We start from the raw sequence: 22,088 nt of genomic DNA on the forward strand, positions 1-22,088 counted from the left end.
CGCAGGGACACGTGATCACCATGCGGCACCCGGCCGCGCACGCGGCAGCAGCGCATGAAAGCACCCACCGACGCCGCGGCGCGGCCACCGCCGGCATGTCCAGGCCCCAAGTGACGTCGACGACGTGGCCGACCCGATTACGGGACAGCCCTCAGGCCGGCCGCTCGTTGGGGGTCCGTCGGGCAACGATCCACTCACATCCGATGCTGAGGCCCCGGTGGCGGAGTAAGCCATTCGGTGTATTTACTGAGCTTGGCTTTAAACCCCACCAAGATCATTTCTTGGTGGGGTTTGTCGTTCGCCTGACAGCTGGGCGGCCTCTGCTTGATCATGTGTTTCCGCCAAGAGACACGTTGATCAACCAAAGGCCGTGATGGACAGTCTGCAAGACGGCGCCGTGCGCGTCGAGGCCCTGGCCGGGTTGTCCCGGTTTCGCCGTGAGCTGTACGAGTGCCTGACGTTGCGGGCGGATGCTCTGTTCGAGCTCATGGACGCGGTGCTGTGCGCCGACGGGCCGGTGACGTCCCTGCCGGAACTCTCGCTGTCGGGGGTGCATCGGCGCGGGCACGGAGCGATGTACGACGCGCTGGCCCAGGGGCACATCAACGTGTCCCGGCTTCGGATGGCCCTGGCGGGGCTCGTACTGCCGCGCGGGGCGGACGGGCAGCTGTCCATCGCGCTGGACGTCACTCCGTGGCCGCGTCCGGATGCCGAGTGTTCGCCCCAGCGGCTGCACTGCCACCGTCCGTGCCGGTGCGACGGGGTGCGTCAGACCATCCCGGGCTGGCCCTACCAGGTCGCGGCGGCCCTCGGCGGCGGCCGCTCCTCGTGGACCGGGCCGCTGGACGCGGTGCGATTGGGGCCCGAGGACGATCCCACCGAGGTCACCGCCGCCCAGATCCGCGACCTTGTCGCCCGCCTGGAGCGGGCCGGGCAGTGGCGACCGGGCGACTTGCCGGTGCTGTTCGTCCTGGACTCCGGCTACGACCTCGTGCGCCTGACCTGGCTGCTGCGCGAGGAGCCGGTGCGGCTGCTGGGCCGCATCCGCGCCGACCGGGTGATGCGCGCCCCGGCCGGCAAGCGCCGCGGAACGAACCCCGGGCGCCCGCCCCGACATGGAGCGGAGTTCCGCCTCGCCGACCCCGCCGCCCACCCGGCCCCGGTCCAGGAGTCGGCCGGCGTCCACGACCGCTTCGGCCAGGTCCTCGCCCGCTGCTGGGGCCGCCTGCACCCCAAGCTGGACCGGCGCGGCTCCTGGGCCCACCACGAAGGCGAACTCCCCCTCGTCGAGGGAACGTTGGTCCATCTGGCGGTCGAGCACCTGCCCGGCAACCGCGCCCCCAAGCCGCTATGGCTGTGGCACAGCGACCCCGACGCCACCGCGCACGACGTCGACCGCCTCTGGCGGATCTTCCTTCGACGGTTCGATATCGAGCACACTTTCCGCTTCTTCAAGCAGACCCTCGGCCTGACCCGACCCCGCCTGCGCACCCCCGAACAGGCCGACCGGTGGGTGTGGCTGATCCTCGCCGCCTACGCGCAACTCCGTCTCGCCCGCCCCCTGACCGAGGACCTCCGGCGCCCCTGGGAAAAGCCCCTGACACCGGATCGGCTCACCCCCGGCCGGGTCCGGCGCGGCTATCCCCGCATCCGGCGGATCCTGGGCACCCCGGCCCGCGCGCCGAAAGCCTCCCACCCCGGCCCAGGCCGCCCCAAGGGCCGCACCTCCACCCCCGCACCCCGCCACCCAGTCGGCAAGAAACAGCGCAAAACGGATATGCCTAGACGCGGCGGGGCCGAGCAGCAGCCTTAAAGATCAAGCTGAGATGGTGAGTACGTAGCCCCACCGGCTCCTGAAGCAATGCGACAGGGCTGAACATGGCTGTACCCGTAAGGGGAGTTGTGGCACACATGGCGATGGCCGGCGTCGGCCAGGAGAACGGCACCCCGATCGACATCCGCCACAGCAGCGGGCAGCCGATCGTGCTGATCCAGGGGCGACGCGGACCGCATCCTGCCGTACGAGAACGCCGCCAAGCGGCTGCCGCCGCTGATCAGGGGCCTCACCTCCGTGACGGTGGAGGCGGTCCGCACAACGTCGCCTGGACACACCCGGACGTTGTCAACCCCGCCCTGCTGGACTTCGTGAAGGGATGAGCGGCCTATGACGGGAGTCACCGGTCCGGCCCGGAACCTTCGTGGTCTCCTGGCCGGGGCTGCCGCGGGCGCTGCCGGGACCACGACCCTGGACGCGGTCGGTTACCTGGACATGGTGATCCGCGGCCGAGGCGAGAGCACGACACCCGAGGTCACCGTGGAACGGCTGTCGGAGACCTTTCACGTTCCGATCCCGGGCGACGGGGACGTACGGAACAACCGCGTCAAGGGACTGGGCCCCCTGACCGGCATGGCAGCAGGTGTGGGCATGGGCGCCCTGCTCGGTCTTGCCCTTTCCTGCGGCTGGCGACCGAGCAATGCGGTCCTGACCGCCACGGCGACGACGGGGGCGCTGATCGGAACCAACGGCCCGATGACCGTGCTGCGCGTGACCGACCCGCGCACGTGGTCACGCTCCGACTGGGTTGCCGACATCGTTCCGCACGTGGCCTACGCGCTGGTCACCGTCGCCGTCGTCAGGGGGCTGGGATCCGACCCGGCCGATCACGCCGGCGAGATCCGTACGGGAATGCGGCAATGCGGCGCCGCGCTCCGGCACGCCCTGTGCTCCTGACCGACGAGCACGCGGCGGTCGGCCCTTCACTCCGATGCCCCGCCTCTTCCACCCGGTTGGACGGTGCCGCCGGGCCCGGCGGCACCGATGGGTGAACGCTGAGGTGCTGTTGACCTCGAGGGAAGCGAGAACGAGATGACCGCATGGGCGATCTCCGGCACACGGCGTCGAATACTGCACGCACACGTCACCGTCGCCGGATGTGCAGTGGCTCTGTGCGCATCCGCGGCAACTCCGGTTGCCGCGGAAGGCGACACGACCGTCACGAAACCCACCGTGGTCCTGGTGCACGGCGCGTTCGCGGACGGCTCCAGCTGGGACGGGGTCATTCCACGCCTCGAGCGCAGCGGCTACACCGTCATCGCGCCCGCCAACCCGCTGCGCGGCCTGTACAACGACTCGACCTACATCGCCTCGGTACTCGACAGCATCAAGGGCCCGGTCGTGCTGGTGGGCCACTCCTACGGCGGCGCCGTGATCAGCTCGGCCGCGGCCGGCAACCCCAGGGTGAAGTCTCTCGTGTACGTGTCGGCGCTGATGCCCGACGTGGGCGAGAGCGGCATGTCGCTGGCCGCGCGGTTCCCCAGTGAACTGGGAACCGCCACCAGGTCCGTCCCGTACCGGGAGAGCGGCCGCAGCGGGACCGACCTGTACCTCAAGCGCGACAAGGTCCACCAGGTCTTCGCCGCCGACCTGCCGGAGAGCGAGGCGAATCTGCTGTGGGCCACCCAGCGGCCCGCCGCTACGACCGCGTTCTCCGAGAAGGCCAAGGTCGCGGCCTGGAAGCACATCCCGTCCTGGGCGCTCGTCGGCCGACAGGACAAGACCATCAACCCGGATCAGGAACGCTTCCAGGCGAAACGCGCCGGTTCGCACACGGTGGAGATCAACTCCTCCCACGTGTCCTTGATCGCCCATCCCGCGGCAGTCGCGGACCTGATCCTCCAGGCGGCCGGAGCTCCCTCCGCCACCCAGCCGTCCCGAGCGGCCACCGGGTCCGCGAATGACGTCCGCACCAAGGCCGCCCTCGCTGGTTTCGCGGGAGCGTCCCTGGCCGCCGGCGCAGGGGTCGTCCTCCTCGGCCGCCGGCTGCGACGCACCCGCCGCTGACGGCCGGCCGACACGGCGCGCCCCTCACGCGTTCTCCTCTTCGGGGCCGACGAGCGGTTGCGAGCCGAGCCGTGCCCGGCTCGGCTCGTAGTTTCAACGCAACAGTGCTTCACCGAGGTGACCACCGCTCACGACGGCGTCCTCACCGCAGATGGTCCACGCGCCGCACCTGGCCGTCCCGGTCCGGCTCGCTCCCATCGATCAGATGCGCTTCGTGGGAGCGACCCGGCCCGCGCCGGGACGACAGTTCGGCCGTCAGCCAGCGGAAGACCTGCGGCACTTGGCGTTTCCACACCGCAATGGTGTGCGGCCCGCGCGCCTCGACCACCACCACCCGCGTCGGGGGTGCTGCCGCCCGCCGCAGCGCGAGGCCGTCACGGTAGCCGTCGTTGCGCCGGCCCGAGAGGTACAGCGCGACGCGCGGCGGGACGGTGGCGTGGCGCAGGATCCACAGTGGGTTGTTGACCCGCCGCAGCTCCGGGTCCCCGCCCGTGAGGGAGACCCGCTCGGCGGCCGGGTCGTTGTATCCGGAGAGGCCCACGGCCGCCCGGTACCGGTCGGGGTGGGCGAGCGCCATCTTCACGGCGCAGTGTGCCCCGGCCGAGTATCCGGCCACCGCCCAGCCGCCCGCACGCCTCTGCGCGCGGAAGGTGTCGGTCACCATCTGCCGGACGTCCACACTCAGCCAGGATTCGGCGTCCACGACACCTGGCACGTTGGCGCACCCGGTGTCCTGGCCTGCCAGCAGATTGGTGCGCGGCTCCACAAGAATGAACGGGGCGATCTCCCCGCTCCGCATTCCGGCCTCCAGCTGCGACTGCACCCGCAAGCCGCTGAACCACGCCTTCGCCGATCCGGGGAAGCCGCCGAGGAGCTCGACCACGGGGAACCTCCGGTGCCGGAAGGCCGGTTGGTTGTACTGGGGCGGCAGCCATACGTACACCTCGCCGCGGACCCCCGACACCCGACCGCTCAGCCGGGTGACGCGGACGCCCCGGCCCATCCGGGCGTCATGCGCCGGACTGAAGTCCTGGACGACCTTCGGCTCGTTCGCCAGTCGTTTGTGGTCCCCGAGTCCGTCGCGCCCGAGGTCCGGCGCGGCGGCGATGTGCTGTCCGGTGCCGAGCAGATCGGCCCAGCTGTCATACAGGCCGTTGGTGTTGTTGACCATCACGAAGACACTCAGCACGGCCGACGCCTGCGCGAGGACGACCATCATCAGCCGCAGCGCGCCGCGCACCAGGGCGGGGCCGCGTACCCGGGACCACAACAGCAGGGGAAGCAGCACGGTGACCACGGCCAGCGCGATCGTGGCCAGGAAGAAAGGTGTCCCCGTCAGGCTCATCACGCCTGGGAGGATGCCGTACGCACTGCGTTGGTTACCCGCTTTTCCACCTTTTTACGTCGAACGCGAGAGACTGGGCAACGCCATGTTGACGCCAGGAACCGTCGGCCCGTGTCCTCCTGGCCCGGTCTCCCTGCGCGTGGGTGCACTGCCGTCCCCAGACGAGTCGACAGGCGGTGGCCCAGCGAGTCAGTTCGTGGCGGTTCGAGAGCTGGAGCTCAAGCCGCCGGATGGCCCCGATGACGTTCTCGGCGGCGCCGGACCTCGCCGTCCGTTACGGGCAGCAGTCCGTGCAGCTCAAGGAGATCCGGGCGTTCGACCCGGAGCGTCAGGGCCGCTGGTCGTTCTCCTCCCAGCAGGCGACGCTGCGGCGGTTGGACAAGGCGTTCGCCGCGTTCTTCCGCCGGGTCAAGGCCGGTGAGAGGCCGGGCTGTCCGCGTGTTGGCGCCCGTCGCCTTGATATCGGCCAGCGACTGCGTCTCGCCCGGGTACCAGGTGTGGGCGTGATTGACGCCGCGCATGACGAAGTCGTTGCCGTTGCCTTCGAGCAGGCGGCCGTCGCTTATGTGGAGGCCGGTGGCGAGGGCGCCGGCCGGCTGGGTCCCGGCCTGGGCGGTTGCCGGGCCGAGAGCTCCGACAACGACGAGCCCGAGGAAGACGGCCAGCCCTCTCAGCAGGACGGCAACGGGACCCCTTCGTGCTGTACTTCTTGCTGTTCTCACTGCGACTCCAGAAGGTGGGTGCCAAGAAACCTGAGCATCGGAGGACATGAAATGGGAGCGCTCCCATAAAGCCATCCTGTCGGGTGCACGTCAAGACGTCACACACGGTCCGGAGCAGACTGCGAGGAGACGGACAGCGCCGCAGACACCCGGCGAGTCGGGATCCACCCGCCGACCGTTCCGGGGCGGTGGCAAGCGTCGGCACCCGGCTCCGTGGCCGCGCTCGACAATTACCCCGCGAATCGTGGCCGCCGCAGCCGGGCATTCCGCTGCCGTCGCCCTGGATGCCGCCTCTCGGCCACGCGCCCTCGGCTGCACCGTCGCCAACCCAGGTAACCCGCAGAAGGTATACGGGACCTGTGCACCAGGTCGGTCACTGCGGCAATGTCATCGTCGCGGCCGAGCAGCGGGTTGGGCTCGTACGGGACACCGCGCCGGACCACGGGCATATCGCCTCGCAGCAGTTGTTGATACACATGCTGGAGCGTGGCACCGGGGTCACGGCCGTTCAGGGTGTGGGCGACGGGTAGAGGGTGCTCGCATTGTTCCGGGGCTTCGGTCTGTTCCTGCCGCACGGGCCCTCCGCGAACGCTCGGATCAGGTTCTCCGTCGCTCGGGTGACGAATCGTCCGGTGCGTGCGTCCATGCCATGGTTGCGTCCGTTGTCCCGAGTTCCGGCCATGAGGGCCTCGACCCATCGCATCGTCCCGGAAGCGAAGACGCCCGATCCGCTCGGCACGGTGTAGTACGCGGAGTCGGAATGGCTGGGCGTGCCCTTGTAGAAAAGAGGGGAGTGCGCAACGACCTCAAGCGGCGCCGGGGTGGGCATCCCCGGCGTGACCCGGTCGTACTCCACCCCGACCAGATGGTCGAAGGAGTCTCCGCGCCTGACCCCGGTCCCTTCGAAGAGCCAGTGGTCGTCAGCATGGACCACATACGGAGCGTCGACCGGATAGCCCTCGTAAAGGACGCCGGTGAGGGAGGACTCGGGGTCGGCTCCGGGCGGCTGTCGGAAGTCATGTGTCGGCATGGCCGGATGGTCGGTGAGGTACGGGTCCGCCCGGTAGTCGGATTTGTAACAGACCACCGTGCGTGCGTCGCCGGTGGGTCCCCGCTCCAGCCTGATCCGGCGGAAGCAGGCGTTGGCGCCGAGGAAGGCCACATTGGTACCCGAGTCACGCGCCCGGGTCACGTGGTCCCGTTGCCGTGGGCTCCAGTACTCGTCGTGGCCCAGGGAGAGCGCCGCGCTGGCGCCGTCAAGCACGCCGGGTTCGCGGTGGACGTCCACCCCCGTGGTGTAGGCGAGCGGAATTCCCAGCCGCTCCGCGAGAACGACTACCGCCCTCTCGTAGACCATGAACTTCTCGGCGCCGCTACGGTCATAGGGCCGGTCGAAGCTGACAGCGAGCGACCGTGTCCCGTACGCACCGTCCTCGCCGCGATAGAGGCTGTACCCGCCCCATGCGTTGTACGCCTGCCAGGTCGACGCCGCGTGCATCAGCACTGTCCTGCCCGCGCCGGATGCCGAACGGACGATCAACGGCACATAGCGCTGGTGGCCGTTGTCCGCTTCCAGTCGGAGCAGGTACGCGCCCTCCGGCCAGCCGTCGGTTCGTACGCCGAGCGTGCGCTTCCAGTCGGCCCGCACTGTACGAGTCGCCTCCAGCAGCCGGGGCCGGGCCTGGACCGAGCCGGCGATACGGCGCGAACGCCACACCAGGCGCGCCTGCTGTCCCCCGTACCAGCCGACCCGGTAGGCCGAGACCCGGAAGCCGGACGCGGTCGTGGAGACGTACAGACCGAAATCCTCGCCCGGCAGCACGCTGACTCTGTCGGTGTATCCCTGGACGGCCTCGGCAGTTCCCTCCGAACGGATACGCCAGTCGGGGTTTCCCTCACGGGTCCGCTCATCGTCCCCCGTGGACCGGCCGGAACCGGGCGGGGTCGTCTCGGTGCGGGGCCCCTTGGCAACGGAGGAGCGGCAGCCGGCCGCCATCGCACCAGCCACGGCAACGGCGAGGAAATGCCTGCGCTCCAGGCGACCGAGCACCTCGGCGTCCTGCCCGTCGGCCTGCTCCATGTCCTCCGCCAAGTGTTCCCGCCGCGACACCGTCACAGCCGATCGTCACCCGCCACGCGCTCGCGGACGAGCCGAACCGGGCACACGGGTCAGCGCCCGTGGTGAGCCCGACCACGCGCAGGGCCGCCCGGTGACCGAAGGGGTGCGGACGGACGCATCACGACATGTGGTGCGCCCGCGATCCTCCTGCGGTGGAGGCATGCGGGTGCTGGTGGTCGAGGACGAGGTCCGCACGGCAGAGCTGCTGCGGCGCGGGCTGACCGAGGAGGGGTACGCGGTCGACGTGGCCGCGGACGGTCCGGACGCTGTCTGGCAGGCCACCGAGGTGCCCTACGACCTGATCGTCCTGGATGTGATGCTGCCGGGCTTCGGCGGCTTCGAGGTGTGCCGGCGGCTTCGGGCCGATGGGTGCTGGGCCCCCGTTCTGGTACTGACCGCCCTCGGCTCGGTCGGCGAACGGGTACACGGCCTGGACGCCGGTGCCGACGACTACCTGGCCAAACCGTTCAGTTTCGCCGAACTGTTCGCCCGGCTGCGGGCCCTGGTCCGGCGCGGTACCCACCCGAGGCCCGCGCTCGTCACCGTGGGCGATCTGCGGATGGACCCAGCGAGCCGACGGGTGTGGCGCGGGGAGGCCGAGCTCCAGCTCTCGCCGAAGGAGTTCGCCCTGCTGGAGCTGTTCCTGCGGCATCCGGGCGATGTGCTGACCCGTACCCGGATTCTGGAGCACGTGTGGAACTACCCCTGCGACGGGGTGTCCAATGTCGTCGACCAGTACGTGGCCTACCTGCGGCGCAAGGTCGACCGGCCGGGTGAGCGGTCCCACCTGGCGACGGTGCGCGGCGCCGGCTACCGGTTGCGGGCCCCCGATACCGCTGGACCCTCGGCGAACCCCGCGTACCCGCCCGTCCGGCCGGAGGAGTCAGGTGCTGGGTCCGGGCACGGGCGATGAGCCGAGATGCCCTTGCGGTGACTCCTCCCCCACCCGAAGGTGGGGGCTTCTCGCTATGCCGGTTGGGCTTCGCGACGGACCAGCCCGGCCCGTAGAACGTTCAGGGCGCCCACCGTGTCCGCGTGTGCCTGGTGGCCGCACGCGACGCAGTGGAACTTCTCCTGGGTGGGCCGGTTCTCCTTGGCGGTGTGCCCGCATACGGGGCACCGGCGGGAGGTGTTGCGGGGGTCCACGGCCATCACGTCCCGTCCGGCACATTCTGCCTTGGCGGTGAGGATCGTCAGGAACACCCCCCATCCGGCATCAGCGATCGAGCGGTTCAGCCCGGCCTTGGCGGCGGCCCCGTTGGGCAGGAAGCTATCCGGCGTGGCGGGGTCCGGCTTCGGGGCCGGGGCCTTGCTCATGGTGCGGATCCTGAGGTCTTCGTGCGCGATGAAATCGTGGTCACGCACCAGGTTCAGCGCGGTCTTGTGGGCGTGGTCCAGGCGCTGACGGCGGACCTTGCGGTGCAGCCGCGCCACTGTCTCCACGGCCTTGCGTCGGCGCTTGCTGCCCCGCTTGCACCGGGCGAGGGCCTGCTGCGCGGCTTCGAGCCTGGCGGCGGCCTTCGCTCCGTGCCGGGGGTTGGGCACGAACTCGCCGCCCGAGTCGGCGAGGAAGTTCGCTATGCCCAGGTCGATGCCGATCATGCTGCCGGTCGCCGGCAGCGGCTCGGGCTGTTCCTGGTCGGCGGTGAGGATGACGTACCAGCGCCGCCCTTCGCGCTTGACGCTGATCGTCTTGACCTTGCCGGCCACCGGCCGGTGCTGGTGCACCTTGACGTGGCCGACGCCCTGGAGGCGGACGCGGGTGACGGGGTCGTGCGCGGTGGCATCCCAGCGGCAGCCGTCGCCGTCCTTCGGGAAGTCCACGGTGTCGAACCGCTTGCCCGAACGGAAACGCGGATATCCCGGCTTCTCCCCTGCCTTGACCCGACGGAAGAACCCGGCGAACGCCTTGTCCAGCCGCCGCAACGTCGCCTGCTGCGAAGAGAACGACCAACGGCCCTGGCGTTCCGGGTCGAAGGCCCGGATGCCCTTGAGCTGGGCGGACTGCTGCCCGTACCGGACCGTCGTCTTCGAGCTGTGCTGGTAGGCCTCCCGACGTTCTTGCAACGCGCCGTTGTAGAGCGAGCAGTGGTCACGCAGCATCTCGGTGAGCGCGCCCTGCTGACCCACCGTGGGCCGCATGAGGAACTTGTACGCACGGATCACCCGGCCCACCCCCTTCCCGGCCAGCTTCGGAGATCATATTACGCTTGGCGTATGTCACCACACTGGGAACCAAACCCTGATATTCATATATATTTACAGGACTTCATGTTGCCTACCACCTCCTCCACACTCACTTGGTGTTCGTCACCAGGTACCGGCGTGGCGTGTTCGATGACGACATGCTGAAGCGGTGCGAAGAGATCATGCGTGAGGTGTGCGGCACGTTCGAGGCGGAGCTGCGGGAGTTCAACGGCGAAGCCGACCACGTCCACCTGCTGGTGCACTACCCGCCGAAGGTCACCCTGTCGAAGCTGATCAACAGCCTCAAGGGCGTCAGCTCCAGGTACCTGCGGGCGGAGTACACGGGCCGGATCAACCGGATCGGCATGGGACCGGTCTTCTGGTCCCGCTCCTACTTCGCGGGATCATGCGGCGGAGCACCGCTGACCGTCATCCGCCAGTACATCGAAGGACAGAAACGACCTGCCTGACCGTCACCCCAGGGCGCAGCGAACTCCGGCGCTTCGCGCCTCCGGACCGAGGATGCGTTTCCCTCCCCGGCTGAAGCCGGGGATACCCACGCAAGACCAGGGATGATAGATGCGTCAAGTTCTCACTTCTCGCGTCATCCGTGCCGGAGGATTCCGTGACCGTGGCCCCTCGTCTCGTCTCCACCGTCGCCGCTCCGCTGGACCGAGCGTCGGCGGACGCTCCGCAGGTGCTGTATTGGCCTGGCCGCAGGGTACTTGTGCAGCGCGGTGACACCGAAGTGGTCGCCCTCGACCTGGACGGGCCCGGCGCGGGACAGGCCACCGAGGTCCGCTTCCCGGCGCCCTGGCCGCGCGGCTTCGGAACAGTGACGGTGTCACCGGACCGGGATGTCGCGGTGTTCGCCGCCGTGCACGCGGTGCGCTCGGTGGAGGCGCTCGGCGCGACGCGGTGGGAGGTGCGGCATGGCTGCTGGGACGGCAGCTGTCCCCTGATGCACACGTCCTTCGCCGAATACGCCGACGACGAGGGCCACTTCTACGCCGACATGGGGTCGGCGGCCGTCTCCGCGGACGGCAAGCTCGTCTGGGCGCACGTCCGCGGACCGTTGAGCGACGACGACGAGGCGGCGGACTACGAGGAACTGTGGCTCGTCCTGGACGCGGTCGACGGCAGGGTCCTGGACCGCGTGGACACCGGGACCGTGGCCTCCGGATCGTTCCACACCCCGCACCCGGACCCGGCACAGATGGGGCTGAGCATCGGCGAGGGCGAGGAAGGATCGCCCTCGCTCTGGGGACGGTGGGACGGGCAGCGGCTGACTGCCGAGCAGATCGACATCGAGACGATCCTGCTGACGGTGAACCCGTCGGGCCGGAACCTGCTGTCCGTTCCCCTCGATCAGGGGTCCCTCGACCTGCACCACGTGGAGGGCGGCGCGGTCCTGCGGACACTGGACGCGCAGGGCACCGTGCCGCCGCACCCGCGGAACACGGGCGAGGACCGGCTGTACTGGGACTTCGAGGCGGCCTTCGCGGACGAGGACACCGTCGTCGCGGGCACCACCCAGTGCGACAAGGAGTACGGCACGGTCCGCCACTGGCTCGTCGATGTGCGGGGGATGTCCCTGCGCGGCGAGATCACCTACCCGTTCCCTGTCTCCGGGCCCCCCCGTTCCGCAGGGGACGGCACCTGGTACACGGTCTCCGAGGACGGCACGTCCCTGCACCTGTGGAGCCTGCGGGACGCAGGCTGAGGAGCGGCGCGGGGGCCCGAGGGCCCGGCAGACGGAAACGGCCCGCCAGTCCGACCGGCGGGCCGTTCCTGTGAGGGTGCCGCCAGTACGGCGTCACCGTGCTGGTGCGGCATCATGCGCCACTCGTCCTGTGTGGACATCGCGGAGCGTAATTACGCCACTGCCCGCCTCAGTTCACCGCTCCCGCTACGGAAGCAGGCCGATCCGCTCCCGATAGGCATGCGCGAGCGGCAGCGATGCCGCGTAGAGGCGGTCGATGGCCGCTGCGTCGATGCCGCCCCGGGCGGTGAGCGCACGGACATCGGCAACATCGTCGACCTGGCGCTGGATCTCCAGTTCGCGGAGGTCCGCCGGATCGTCTCCGTCCCTCACCACGGGGATCATCTCTTCCAGGGCGTCCGCGAAGGAATGCATCGCATCCAGGGCGTCCGCGACCGTTTCAGCGCTGGAATCCGGATCGTCCCACGCTTCGAGGACGTAACCTGCGATGTCCAGGACGTCCATTCCCCAGGCACCCGGGCCGTCCGGTTCCTCGATGTGCTCGCCATCGGGCTGGACGAGGTCGTTGTACACCTCCAGAACTTCCGCGAGTTCGTCCGTGGCCGGCTCTCCCGAGGCCAGAGCCTTCGAGACGGCCACAGCCCGCTGGAAGAAGGCCTCCGAACCGGGAAAAGGCTCGGAAAATCCGCCCTCCATCGGGAACAGCGAGACCCTGTGCAGAGCGAGCGACGCGATGACCGCCCGCCCCGCGGGGCTGACCTCGGCCAGCCCCGCGGACGTTACTTCGACTTCGGACATCTTCCCTATCCCCTACCAAGCGAACGACCGGGCGCCGGTGAGGGCATCCCCACTCGGTGTCTTCCGGAACTTGTTGAGGATCACAGTCTTCCAGTGAGTCCCCACGAGGCGGGCAGCGCCCACGGTGTCGCTGAACGGTTGGAACAGCTCGTTCTGGCACCAGGGGCAGACCGGCCGGTTGGCAGCGCCGGCCACAGGAGTCCACCCCATCTTCTTGATGTGGGCGAGAGCGCTCACTTCCGCATCCCCGGGAATGACGTCGGCCAGAATCTCCGAGCCGTCCGTCTTCATCGCGTTGCGGATCTTCGGGTCCACGATGCGGTCCCCGCTGGATGCGAGGACATCGACGAAGGTTCCGTCGCCCTTGTCGGCCCTGATCATGGCCGTGGTGCGCTTGCTCTGGGCCTTCTTGTTCAGATTGCCGTGCAACTGCTGCACGCGCTTGTCGAGATCCTTGGCGATCTGTTCGTTGCAGTTGTGGACAAGGACCCTGGCGCCGCCCGCCAGCACGTAATAGTCGTGGACGGCGTCCACCGTGAGGTTGTGGACACGCTCATGCCGGGTGGTGTGTGAGACCGCGGTGATCTGCACCCACGTACCGGACGAGGTCTGCAGCCACATCCCCGACTTGAGGGCGTCCGCCCTGGCCCAACGGCCGGCGTCCGGCAGCCAGTAGAGGTGGGCCTCGGTCGAAGTGACCTTTCCGGTGGCCTTGCCCTTCTTGCCGTCGGTGTCGACGGTGACGGTGACCAGGTGCTTGGAGCCCTCATGGCTGCGGACGCTCAGCACCTCGCGGGACTGGAGGTCGCCGCGCTCGACGTCCGAGGCCAGGACCTGGTCGCCCTCGGTCAGCTTCTCGATGGCCTTGGTGGAGCCATCCGCGAGGACCACCTGGGTGCCTGGGACAAAGCTGTTCTTGCAGGCCTTGGGGGCAGCCGGTTCCTTCGGGGCCGAAGGGGCATCGGCTCCGTCGGCCTTGCGGGCGGTGCTGCCGGCGTCGACGGCCGCCTCGGCCTTGTCCTCCGCCTTGCGGACGTCATTGGCGGTGTCGAGTGCTTCGACTCCCTTCTTGGCGTACTTGCCGGCCTTGACGGCGCTGGCGCCGTAGCCGACGAGCGGAATGGCCGAGGACATCGACAGGGCCGCGTCGACGTAGTTGCCTTCGGCGGCGTACCAGATGCCGTTGGCGACGTCGGCGACCTCACCCACGACCGGGATCAGACCCACCACGTCCAGCGTCGCGTGACCGATGTCGGACAGCGAGAGCCCGAACAGGTGCCCATCGAGTTCGATGAAGCTGATCGGGTTGCCACCGGCGAACGAGTACCGGTTGCCGGTGAACGGGTCCGAGGCCAGCGACATATCGGCCAGCGCGCCGCCGTACATGTCACGGGTCAGGAACCGGTTCAGCCCCGGGTCGTAGTTACGGAATCCCATGTCGTACGTGCCCGACGCCTTGTCCCAGCGGGAAGAGTTGAAGCGGAAGGCGTTGTACGAGTCCTTGTCGGGGTTGGCCGCGTCCGGCTTGTCCGCACCGGTCATCTGGGACTTGTCGTCCGATCCGTAGGCCGTGTAGCCGTACGTGGACCGGGTGTTGCCGCTCTCCTTCGTGATGGCCTCGACGTCACCGCGCGGGCTGGTGACGTACTGCGAATACTCCTTGGTCCCGTCGTCCTTGTGCTTGATCTGGGTGGCACGCTGCCCGGACGCCTGGTACTGGTACGACTTGTCCGCTTTGCCGTTCAGCTCCTCGCGCAGGACCAACTTGTCGATGCCGAGGTAGGTGAACGCCGTCGTCTTGGCCTGCGCGCCGGACGTCGTCTGCGACACGGTCCGGTCGAACGGGTCGAAGACGTAGGACGTCGTCACCGCGGCGGCGCCCGATCCGGCCCGCGTCCTCACGGTCCGGTCGAAGCCGTCGTAGTAGTACTTCTGCTCCGTCTGGCCGCCACTGCTCACGGTGTCGACACGGCCGAGCGGGTCGTAGTTGTAGGTGGAGGTGACACCGCCGGCCGTGGTGGACAGCAGACGGTTGCGGTCGAAGCGGGACGTCTGGGTCTGCCCGTCGACCGTCTGCGACACGATGTTGCTGTTGCTGTCGTAGGTGTACGACTCGGTGGAAGGAGCGTCACCGGACTTGGTGACCTTCGCGATCCGGTCCTGCGGGTCGTAGTCGAAGGAGTAGGTGTTGTTGATGTACGCCGAGTTGTTGTCGGCGTTCATCAGCTTCAGCACGTCCTTGGAGCGGTTGCCGTTGGGCTCGTACTCCAGGTCGTGCTGGGCCACGACGGTCCCGCCCGACGTCTTCTCCACGGACTGCTTGACCGAGCCGTCCAGGTAGTACGTCAGGTCGAGCACGTTGCCATTGGGCTTGGTCTGTTTGAGCAGGAGTCCGCGGGCCGTGTACGTCAGATTGGTGATCTGCTGGTTGCCGGCGGTCGGCGAGTCCCCGTTGGTCACCTTGCTGACCAGGTCCCGCCCGTCGTAGTCCACCTTCGACCAGGTGAGGTCATGCGTCGTGGAGACGGGGTTGCCGATCTCGTTGTACGCGAGGGACGTGGTGTTCTTCACCGTGCCGGCCGCCACCTCCTCGACCTTGGAGACCTGGTTGAGGCCCTCGTAGTCGATGCGATAGGTGTCGATCTTCGCGCCGGGCGAGTTGTCCTTGACCTCCACCATGTTGGCGTTGGCGTCGTACTTGTAGGTGAAGTCCTTCTTCTCGTTGTCGGTCTCACCCGCGTTCGAACGGACCAGCTTCACCGAGTCGGCGAGGACGGTGCCGTTCGCCTGGTCGGTCACTGTGACCTTCTGCGGACCGTCCTCGACGAACGAGTAGCTGCCGAGCGAGATCCAGGAACCGGCATTCTGGGTCTGGTCGACGGTCTTCGTCACGGACCCGCCGTTGTGATCGACCGTGAACTTGGTGTCGCTCGCGGCGCCCGTCAGCTTCGGATGGCGAACGAAGACCTCGTACGTGCCGTCCTGCGGGATGTTGAGCTGCCACGCGAACGTGTCGTCGCCGGCACCCGCGGGATGCGAGTAGGTGTCGTAGCCGTACTGCGACTCGGCCTGGGTGCGCGACCAGTTGCCCTGGAGCGCGGTGTTGTTGAAGTCCGAGCTGTCGACGACGACGACCTGCTTGCCGACGGGGACACCGTCGTCCGAGCGGGCCTTCTGGTTGCCCGACTGGAAGAAGTCCCAGGTCATGGTGCGCTGCTGGGACCCACCTGCCGAGGTGAGGGTGTTCTTGGTCTGCTGACCGAGCACGTTGTAGTCGTAGGCCGTGGTGATGTCCCACGGGTCCTTCGACGACTTGGTCCAGCCGTTGTCGTAGTAGGTGTAATCAGTGACGTTACGGACCGTCTGGCCCTCGGAGGGAGGCGCGGAGACCGAGCTGAGGTTGCCCACCGAGTCGTAGAAGTAGAACGTCGAGTCGGGGGTGTTGTAGCGGGTGTCCGCCTTGCTGTAAGCCGACCGCGCCTCCTTCACCCGGTCGAGTTCGTCATAGACGGTCTCGGCGGTGAAGTCGGTGTCGTCGCCGGTGGTGGCGACACCGCGTGGGGTGATCGTCTTGGTCTGGTTGCCGACCTGGTCGTACTCGTACTTGGTGGTGCGGTAGCTGATGCTCCCGGAGGCGTCCTTGCTGAGCGGAATCTTGGATTCGACCAGGGCGCCGCGCTCGTCGTACGACGCGAGGGACTCATTGCCTTCGGGGTCCGTGGTGCCGACGGTGCTGCCGTCGAGGTCGAACCGCTCCGACGACTCGTTGCCGAGCGCGTCGCTGGTCCTGACGACCCGGTGGTTGAGGTCGTACGTGTAGGTGTTCGTGTAGTCGTTCGGATCGGCGGTGGCGTTCTTGCGCGGGTCGACGACCTTGATGACGTTTCCGACGCTGTCGTACACCGAAGTGGCCTTGCCACCGTTGGCGTTGACGACCTCGATCGGCTGGTAGACGGCGTCGTACCTGGTCGTCGTCGTGTAGTCGCCCGCCGTCGCCGTCGTGTTGCCCTTGGGCTCCGTGATGGTGAGCGGGTTGCCGACCTTGTCGTACGTCGTCGTGGTCCTGCGGGCCGGATCGGTCGGTTCGTCACCGGGGACGTTCGCCTCGGTTATCTGATCGGCGTTGTCGTACGCCGACGTCGACACCGAGCCGTTGGCCGCGATGACCTTGGTGATGTTGTCGTTGGCGTCGTACTCCGGAGCCGGAGTGGTGATGAAGACGCCCGCCGCCCGGTCCTTGGGCTCCTTCTTCTCCAGCGGCCGGCCGAAGGTGTCGTAGGCCTGGGTGACCTGCGCTCCCTTGGCGTTGGTGACCCTGAGAACGTTGCCACGCTCGTCGTAGTCGAACGTCGACGGGTTGGTCAGCGGGTCGATGATCGTCGCCGGGTAACCGGAGGCCTGGAAGTCGCGGTTCTCCGTGGCGTGACCGTTGGCGTCGATCGACTTCGTCAGCTGGCCATAGGTGTCGTACTCCGACGTGGAGGTGTAGTCGCCCACGGTGGACGTGGCCACACCCTTGGGGTCCGTGACCGAGGTCAGGTTGCCGCGGGTGTCATAGCCGAACTGCCACGTACGGCCCTCCGGGGACTTCTTCTGGAAGAGGTCCGCGATATGGCCGTTCAGGCCGGTGGAGTAGGTGAAGGTCTGCGCCGGGGTCCCGTTCTTGTTGGCCTCGGCATCCTTCTTCTCCAGTGGGTAGCCCGTCTTCGGGTCGTACGACCAGGTGGAGACGGCGCCATTGGCCTCCTCAAGACGCGTGACGTTGTTGTCCGCGTCCCAGGCGAGCTTCGAGGCCTCCAGCTTCGCGTTGGTGATCTCGGTCGGGCGGCCGAAGCCGTCCATGAGATGGGTGGTGGTGTTGTTCTCCGCGTCCGTCACCTTGGTCTCGATGAACGAGCCCGCGGTACCGTCCGGATCCCGGTAGGCGTAATCGGTCGCGAAGGAGAGCCGGTCCGTGATCGTCTTGGTGTTCCAGTGGAACTTCGGGTCGTCCCCGGTCTGCGGGTAGTAGTAGTCCAGCGAGGTGGAGTTGCCCCGCGGGTCCGTGACCTTGACCAGCTTGACGTTCTTGTTGCCCTGCGTCGCGTCGTAGACGAACCCGAAGACCTTGGGCTGGGCGGAGCCGTCGCCGTCGGTCAGCTCACCGAGGAGCCCCTTGTCGGAGTAGACGAAGGAGATCTTCCGCCCGGAGATGTCCGTCATCGACTTGACGTGGTCGATGATCTTCGGGTTGGTGAGGTTGCTGCCCGTGACCTTCGTACCCGCGTCATTGATGTACGGATACGACTGGCCCTTGGCGTAGTACTCGACGGTGAGGGACTGCCGCCCCGCCGGATCGGTGAGGTAGCGGAGGAACTTGGTGGGCTTGTTGTTGGACTTGCGCTCCTCGTAGGTGTAACTCTGCGTGTTGCCGTTCTTGTCGGCGATGGACGTGAGGAAGCCGTCGCAGTCGAAGAAGAACTGGGACCGGTCCGGGCGCGTCAGCGACCAGGCCTTGGGGTCTCCGTCCTTGTCCGGCGTGCAGTCCACACCCGAGCCCTGCTGGAGCAGGTAGTGCACACCCGCCGGGGCCTTCCATGTGCCGTCCGGCTGCTTGCGGAAGACATGCTCCGTGCCGTCGCCGTCCGGGAGGGTCACCTCGGTCGGGTTCGGGTTGGGGTGGAAGTCCAGCGCCGCGCCGAGCCGCAGCGGCATGGCGGCCTGCGCCGACCAGCCGTGGCCGAGCACCGTGTCGGAGGTGTCCTGCGAGTTGTACGCGAAGCGCACCGCGGTCTGCAGACCGCGGCCCGGGTTGGTGAAGGCGTTGTACTGCCAGACCGTGTTGCCCGCGTACAGGTTGGTCATCAGCGAGCTGCCGGCACCGGTGTTCTTTCCCGCATACGAGTAGAACTTCTCCAGGCCGAGCTGGTTCGACGTCGGGTCCTCGACGCGGACGTTCTGCGCGAGCGGCGCGAGGGACTCCGTCGCCGACAGCCAGGTGCCCGCCGTGACGTTGCGCAGATCCCACTTGAGGACGTAGTCGAGGCGCTTGTTGCCCGAGTCCGAGTTGATCGGAGCGCGCAGCGCGGCCGGTATGGTGACCGACTCTCCCGGATAGACGTCCTTGGGCAGTGCCGTGCGCAGCTGGTTCCCGCCGGTGGTGGCGTCCGTGCCGTCCGGCAGGGTCCAGGTGTAGGAGAGCGACTGGTCGGCGGCCCGCCACACGGAGGTGGTGGTGTTGGTCAGGGTGACATCGACGGTGTAGTCGTCGCCCGGAGTCATTCGCGCAGGGGTGTACGGCGCAAAGTACGTGGACTCCGTCGACTTGTCGATGTAGGTGACGACGAGCTGCGGGCGCAGCTGCGCCTCCTCCGCCTCCGAGGAGAGGAAAACGGTCCGTTCCTGCGGTCCCGCCGCCGACTCGTCCTGGAGTCGGAGCGCCACACCCTTGTTGCTGGCCGGGTTCGTGACCCAGTTCTGGGCCAGCGAGGTGAGGTACCAGCTCTGGCGTGCGGGGTCGTTGGTGACCGTGCCGACCGTGTCCGCGACGGCCGCGTCCATGTCGCCGCCGGCCGTCGTCCACGGGGTGGTGGCGGTGGCGTTGTTCCAGGTGGCTGCGGTCTCGTCGAAGTCCTTGGTCAGACCGTGGACCTCGTACACCGCTCCGTCGGTGCCCGTGGTGGTGGTGAAGCCCCACAGGTCGAGCTGGGCCTCCAGGACCCGTGAGCTCGCCGGGATGCCGGACAGCGGGAACTTCAGCAGGGACCGGGTCTTGCCGTACGTGGACGAGTTGTTGCCCACCGACAGCCAGGTACGGTTGATGCCCGAGTCGGAGAGCTGGTCGTGACCGGTGGTCGGCTGGGCCGAGGCCAGCGTGGTGTCCGTCCCGATGCCTTGGAGCACCATGGTCGTCCGCCCCGCCTTGGGCAGTCGGACGATCTGGGTCGGGGCCGGGATGATCTGCCCGTCCTTCGTCTTCACCGCGACCATGTAGTAGAAGACGTTGCCGAACGAGTCGGCCGAATCCGCCGGGGTCGGTGTGGCCGTCGAGTCCGTGAACGCCGTCCGGTCGTTCGCCACGGGCGAGACGAGGGTCTGCGAGGACGGGGTGAAGGACTGGAAGACGCTGCGGTGGACCTGGTACTCGACGATGTCGTCGCCGGTCGCGGTCGACGGGTCGGTGTACGCGGGCCAGGTCAACTCGGCGCCGGTGGAGTGGACGACCTGCGGGGCGTTCACGTTGACGCCTTGCCGGCCCCAGGTCAGGACCAGCTTGGGGTAGTTGGCGACCTCGCCCTTGTAGGCGTACTCGGCGGCCTCGTACCGGGGGCCGCCCTTGGGGCCGCTGGTGGCGGACTCGTCCCCGGCCTTCACGACGAAGCCGTTGTTGCCGTACGTCCCGTCGATCCAGGACTGAACGGTCTTGGTCACCGGGAAGCTGTGCCAGGTGTTGAGCTCACCCGGCTTCTTGGTGACGACGCCGCCCTTGGTGAAGCGGACCGCGTCCGCGATGACCGAGGTGGAGGCGGAGGCGGGACCATCACCGAGGACGATCTTGCCCGTGGTGCCCGCCTTGAACGGGTGGGTGCCGAGCGTCTTCCACACGCCGGCCGTGCCCGCGCTCTGGTCGACCGTGTACGCCTTGGTGCCACCGTTGTAGGTGACGGTGTACGGCGCGTTGGTCGCACGGTCCGAGGCCGGAATGTAGTGCGTCTCGACCTGGTAGTTGCCGTCCTCCGGGAGGTTCGGCTGCCAGGTGTACGACTCTCCGGCGACGGTGTCCTTGTTGTACAGATAGTCCTGGTTGACCGCGTACTGGGTGAACGCGGTGTTGGTGGAGGCGGGCCACGCACCCTGCGCGGCCGTGGTGCCGGCGTCCCGGTCGTCGACCAGGACCGATGTGCCGGACAGCTCACCGGTGATGCCGCTGGCGCTGTTCCAGGTGGCGTTGGTCTCGCTCCACGCAGTGGTGGCGCGGTGCGCCTCCAGCTGCACCTCGGTGTCACCGGTGGTGTGCGTCTGGTCGTAGTAGAGCCTGAGGTCGGCGGAGTCCAGCTTGGTGCCCGCGGGCACCCCGGACAGCCCGAACTTCAGCAGCGCCCTGGAGGAGCCCGTGGTCGTGTTGCCGACCGAGAGCCGCCAGTTCCCGTCGTAGTTCGTCGTCGGCCCGTCCGACGAGATCATGACGTCCTGGGACTGCGAGGGCGTCGGCGAGATGGAGATCGTCGGGTCCACGACCACCGGGTACTGACGCCCGGGGGCGGCCAACCAGTCGGCGTCGGGCCGCAGGACGAGCGCGTACGAACCGTCCTTGCCGGTGAGCCGCTGAGTGACGGCGTCGCTGCTCCGTGTCCCGTACGGTGAGGCGGCGTCCTTCTTCGCGTCCGTCATGAACGGGGCGGGGATGGACAGTTCGGCCCGCGAGGGTCCGGCGCTCTCGCTGAAGAGCGCGACGGAACCGTTCTTCCGCGCCGCGGCAGTCAGCCCGTGGGTGGTCAGCGTGAAATCGTACGTTGGCGAGCCGGCAGGCCGCCCGTGGAGGACGATGCCCTCCTTCACGGTGCCGTTGCCGACCCTGTACGTCAGGTCCGTGCCCTTGCCGAAGGCGTCGCGGTAGGTGACGGTGTCGCCATCGACCTGCGGAACGAGCTTCTTGGGGTGCGTGGCGCCCTTGAGGCCGACGCTGACCCAGTGGCCGGCGTCGACCTCGAAGCGGACCAGCTCGTCGGTGTTCTCGCCGAACCAGGTCCGGGCGGTGTTGGTGGTGTTGGCGTAGACGAAGCCCTCGCGGTCGCTGGGCACGACCGCGGTGTCGATGGCCTTCCACTGCTTGGCCTTGCCCTTGCCCGTGGCGTAGTGGGTGGCCACGCCCGAGACCTCGGACTGGACCCGACCGTCGGAGAGCTGCCAGTAACGGGAGTTGGGCGTCCGTCTTTCCGCTAATTCCTTGATGCGCCGTGGCTTCTTCGCCTGCTTCGATGCGGCGAGATGCTCATTGCTGGGGACGGCGGTCTCCGGAAGGCGGGGCGGTTTCGCCTCGCGCTTCTCGTCATCGTCGTCGAACCAGCCTCTGAGGCCTTCAACGAAGGCTCTGCCATCGGCCGGAGCGGCAAAGGCGGGCTGAGGCGCGACGGTCGCGACGACCGCCATCACCCCACTCACCGCCAAAAGCCGCCGGGCTCGTGGTCCGAACATGCTGTTCCCTTCCGCGGAAAAGAATGTGCGAGCCCCGCCGACACCACATGCGTGCCAGAAACAGGCGCCTCGCAAGAAGAAACGCCTTCGGGGCAGTTCTGGGTCGCAATGGAGCCGGCCGCCGGGTGACGGCCGTCAGCGGCGAGTTCTACAGGGGTTCGCGTGGTACATGTCAAGCA

13 protein-coding genes and 3 pseudogenes are annotated in these 22,088 nt (G+C 68.2%); 9 read left to right on the forward strand and 7 right to left on the reverse strand.

The window, feature by feature from the left end:
• Positions 1 to 373: 373 nt before the first annotated feature.
• From OG972_RS02145 to OG972_RS02160, 4 genes are all read left to right on the forward strand, one after another.
• Positions 374 to 1,813: an NF041680 family putative transposase gene (locus tag OG972_RS02145; protein WP_266977986.1), complete on the forward strand. Its 1,440-nt coding sequence runs from the start codon at positions 374 to 376 to the stop codon at positions 1,811 to 1,813.
• Positions 1,814 to 1,911: 98 nt separating this feature from the next.
• Positions 1,912 to 2,157 carry a hypothetical protein gene (locus OG972_RS02150; protein ID WP_266977987.1) on the forward strand — a complete coding sequence of 82 codons (246 nt, stop codon included), beginning with the start codon at positions 1,912 to 1,914 and terminating at the stop codon, positions 2,155 to 2,157.
• Between the two features lie 7 nt (positions 2,158 to 2,164).
• Positions 2,165 to 2,731: a hypothetical protein gene (locus OG972_RS02155; protein ID WP_266977988.1), complete on the forward strand. Its 567-nt coding sequence runs from the start codon at positions 2,165 to 2,167 to the stop codon at positions 2,729 to 2,731.
• A 135-nt stretch (positions 2,732 to 2,866) separates the two neighbouring features.
• On the forward strand, positions 2,867 to 3,841 hold the full coding sequence (locus OG972_RS02160; RefSeq protein WP_266977989.1) for an alpha/beta fold hydrolase: 975 nt from the start codon (positions 2,867 to 2,869) through the stop codon (positions 3,839 to 3,841).
• A 142-nt stretch (positions 3,842 to 3,983) separates the two neighbouring features.
• Here OG972_RS02160 and OG972_RS02165 read toward each other — a convergent pair whose 3' ends face one another.
• Positions 3,984 to 5,186, reverse strand: coding sequence for an esterase family protein (locus OG972_RS02165; protein ID WP_266990228.1), 1,203 nt, complete (start codon positions 5,184 to 5,186; stop codon positions 3,984 to 3,986).
• Positions 5,187 to 5,346: 160 nt separating this feature from the next.
• Positions 5,347 to 5,436, reverse strand: a pseudogene (locus OG972_RS02170) (DNA-binding response regulator); the annotation flags it as partial.
• A 16-nt stretch (positions 5,437 to 5,452) separates the two neighbouring features.
• Between OG972_RS02170 and OG972_RS02175 the strand changes: the two are divergent.
• A pseudogene (locus OG972_RS02175) lies at positions 5,453 to 5,626 on the forward strand (RNA-guided endonuclease TnpB family protein); the annotation flags it as partial.
• Here the strand turns inward: OG972_RS02175 and OG972_RS02180 are convergent.
• Positions 5,624 to 5,908 (reverse strand): annotated as a pseudogene (locus tag OG972_RS02180) (beta-mannosidase); the annotation flags it as partial. The pseudogenes OG972_RS02175 and OG972_RS02180 overlap by 3 nt on opposite strands.
• 359 nt (positions 5,909 to 6,267) lie before the next feature.
• Here OG972_RS02180 and OG972_RS02185 point away from each other — a divergent pair.
• The gene (locus OG972_RS02185) at positions 6,268 to 6,438 is read left to right on the forward strand and encodes a hypothetical protein (RefSeq protein ID WP_266991035.1); all 171 of its coding nucleotides are present in this window, start codon (positions 6,268 to 6,270) and stop codon (positions 6,436 to 6,438) included.
• Here OG972_RS02185 and OG972_RS02190 read toward each other — a convergent pair.
• Positions 6,417 to 7,988: a N,N-dimethylformamidase beta subunit family domain-containing protein gene (locus tag OG972_RS02190; RefSeq protein ID WP_266977990.1), complete on the reverse strand. Its 1,572-nt coding sequence runs from the start codon at positions 7,986 to 7,988 to the stop codon at positions 6,417 to 6,419. The genes OG972_RS02185 and OG972_RS02190 overlap by 22 nt on opposite strands.
• Before the next feature lie 199 nt (positions 7,989 to 8,187).
• On the opposite strand from OG972_RS02190, the gene OG972_RS02195 reads away from it, so the two are divergent.
• Positions 8,188 to 8,940 (forward strand): response regulator transcription factor, encoded by a 753-nt coding sequence (locus OG972_RS02195; RefSeq protein ID WP_323135839.1) that lies wholly within the window; start codon positions 8,188 to 8,190, stop codon positions 8,938 to 8,940.
• Between the two features lie 53 nt (positions 8,941 to 8,993).
• On the opposite strand, the gene OG972_RS02200 is transcribed toward OG972_RS02195, so the two are convergent.
• A complete protein-coding gene (locus OG972_RS02200) occupies positions 8,994 to 10,193 on the reverse strand; it encodes a transposase (RefSeq protein WP_266977991.1) in 1,200 nt (399 codons plus the stop codon).
• Positions 10,194 to 10,282: 89 nt separating this feature from the next.
• Here OG972_RS02200 and tnpA point away from each other — a divergent pair, with 89 nt between their 5' ends.
• Both tnpA and OG972_RS02210 read left to right on the forward strand, forming a co-directional pair.
• On the forward strand, positions 10,283 to 10,684 hold the full coding sequence (tnpA, locus tag OG972_RS02205) for an IS200/IS605 family transposase (RefSeq protein WP_266990230.1): 402 nt from the start codon (positions 10,283 to 10,285) through the stop codon (positions 10,682 to 10,684).
• A gap of 155 nt (positions 10,685 to 10,839) precedes the next feature.
• Positions 10,840 to 11,937, forward strand: coding sequence for a hypothetical protein (locus OG972_RS02210; protein WP_266977992.1), 1,098 nt, complete (start codon positions 10,840 to 10,842; stop codon positions 11,935 to 11,937).
• A gap of 186 nt (positions 11,938 to 12,123) precedes the next feature.
• Here the strand turns inward: OG972_RS02210 and OG972_RS02215 are convergent, their stop codons facing one another.
• Positions 12,124 to 12,735, reverse strand: coding sequence for a hypothetical protein (locus tag OG972_RS02215; protein WP_266977993.1), 612 nt, complete (start codon positions 12,733 to 12,735; stop codon positions 12,124 to 12,126).
• Positions 12,736 to 12,747: 12 nt separating this feature from the next.
• Positions 12,748 to 21,909, reverse strand: a complete 9,162-nt coding sequence (locus OG972_RS02220) for a DNRLRE domain-containing protein (RefSeq protein WP_266977994.1) — start codon at positions 21,907 to 21,909, stop codon at positions 12,748 to 12,750.
• Positions 21,910 to 22,088 lie beyond the last annotated feature (179 nt).

The organism is Streptomyces sp. NBC_01669 (assembly GCF_026339735.1).
Classification (GTDB): domain Bacteria; phylum Actinomycetota; class Actinomycetes; order Streptomycetales; family Streptomycetaceae; genus Streptomyces; species Streptomyces yanii.

Bases quoted from the DNA above. Each gene is read 5' to 3' on its own strand.
- OG972_RS02190 (WP_266977990.1), bottom strand. From the start codon at position 7,988: ATGGAGCAGGCCGACGGGCAGGACGCCGAGGTGCTCGGTCGCCTGGAG.
- OG972_RS02145 (WP_266977986.1), top strand. From the start codon at position 374: ATGGACAGTCTGCAAGACGGCGCCGTGCGCGTCGAGGCCCTGGCCGGG.
- OG972_RS02165 (WP_266990228.1), bottom strand. From the start codon at position 5,186: ATGAGCCTGACGGGGACACCTTTCTTCCTGGCCACGATCGCGCTGGCC.
- OG972_RS02150 (WP_266977987.1), top strand. From the start codon at position 1,912: ATGGCGATGGCCGGCGTCGGCCAGGAGAACGGCACCCCGATCGACATC.
- OG972_RS02155 (WP_266977988.1), top strand. From the start codon at position 2,165: ATGACGGGAGTCACCGGTCCGGCCCGGAACCTTCGTGGTCTCCTGGCC.
- OG972_RS02195 (WP_323135839.1), top strand. From the start codon at position 8,188: ATGCGGGTGCTGGTGGTCGAGGACGAGGTCCGCACGGCAGAGCTGCTG.
- OG972_RS02215 (WP_266977993.1), bottom strand. From the start codon at position 12,735: ATGTCCGAAGTCGAAGTAACGTCCGCGGGGCTGGCCGAGGTCAGCCCC.
- OG972_RS02160 (WP_266977989.1), top strand. From the start codon at position 2,867: ATGACCGCATGGGCGATCTCCGGCACACGGCGTCGAATACTGCACGCA.
- OG972_RS02220 (WP_266977994.1), bottom strand. From the start codon at position 21,909: ATGTTCGGACCACGAGCCCGGCGGCTTTTGGCGGTGAGTGGGGTGATG.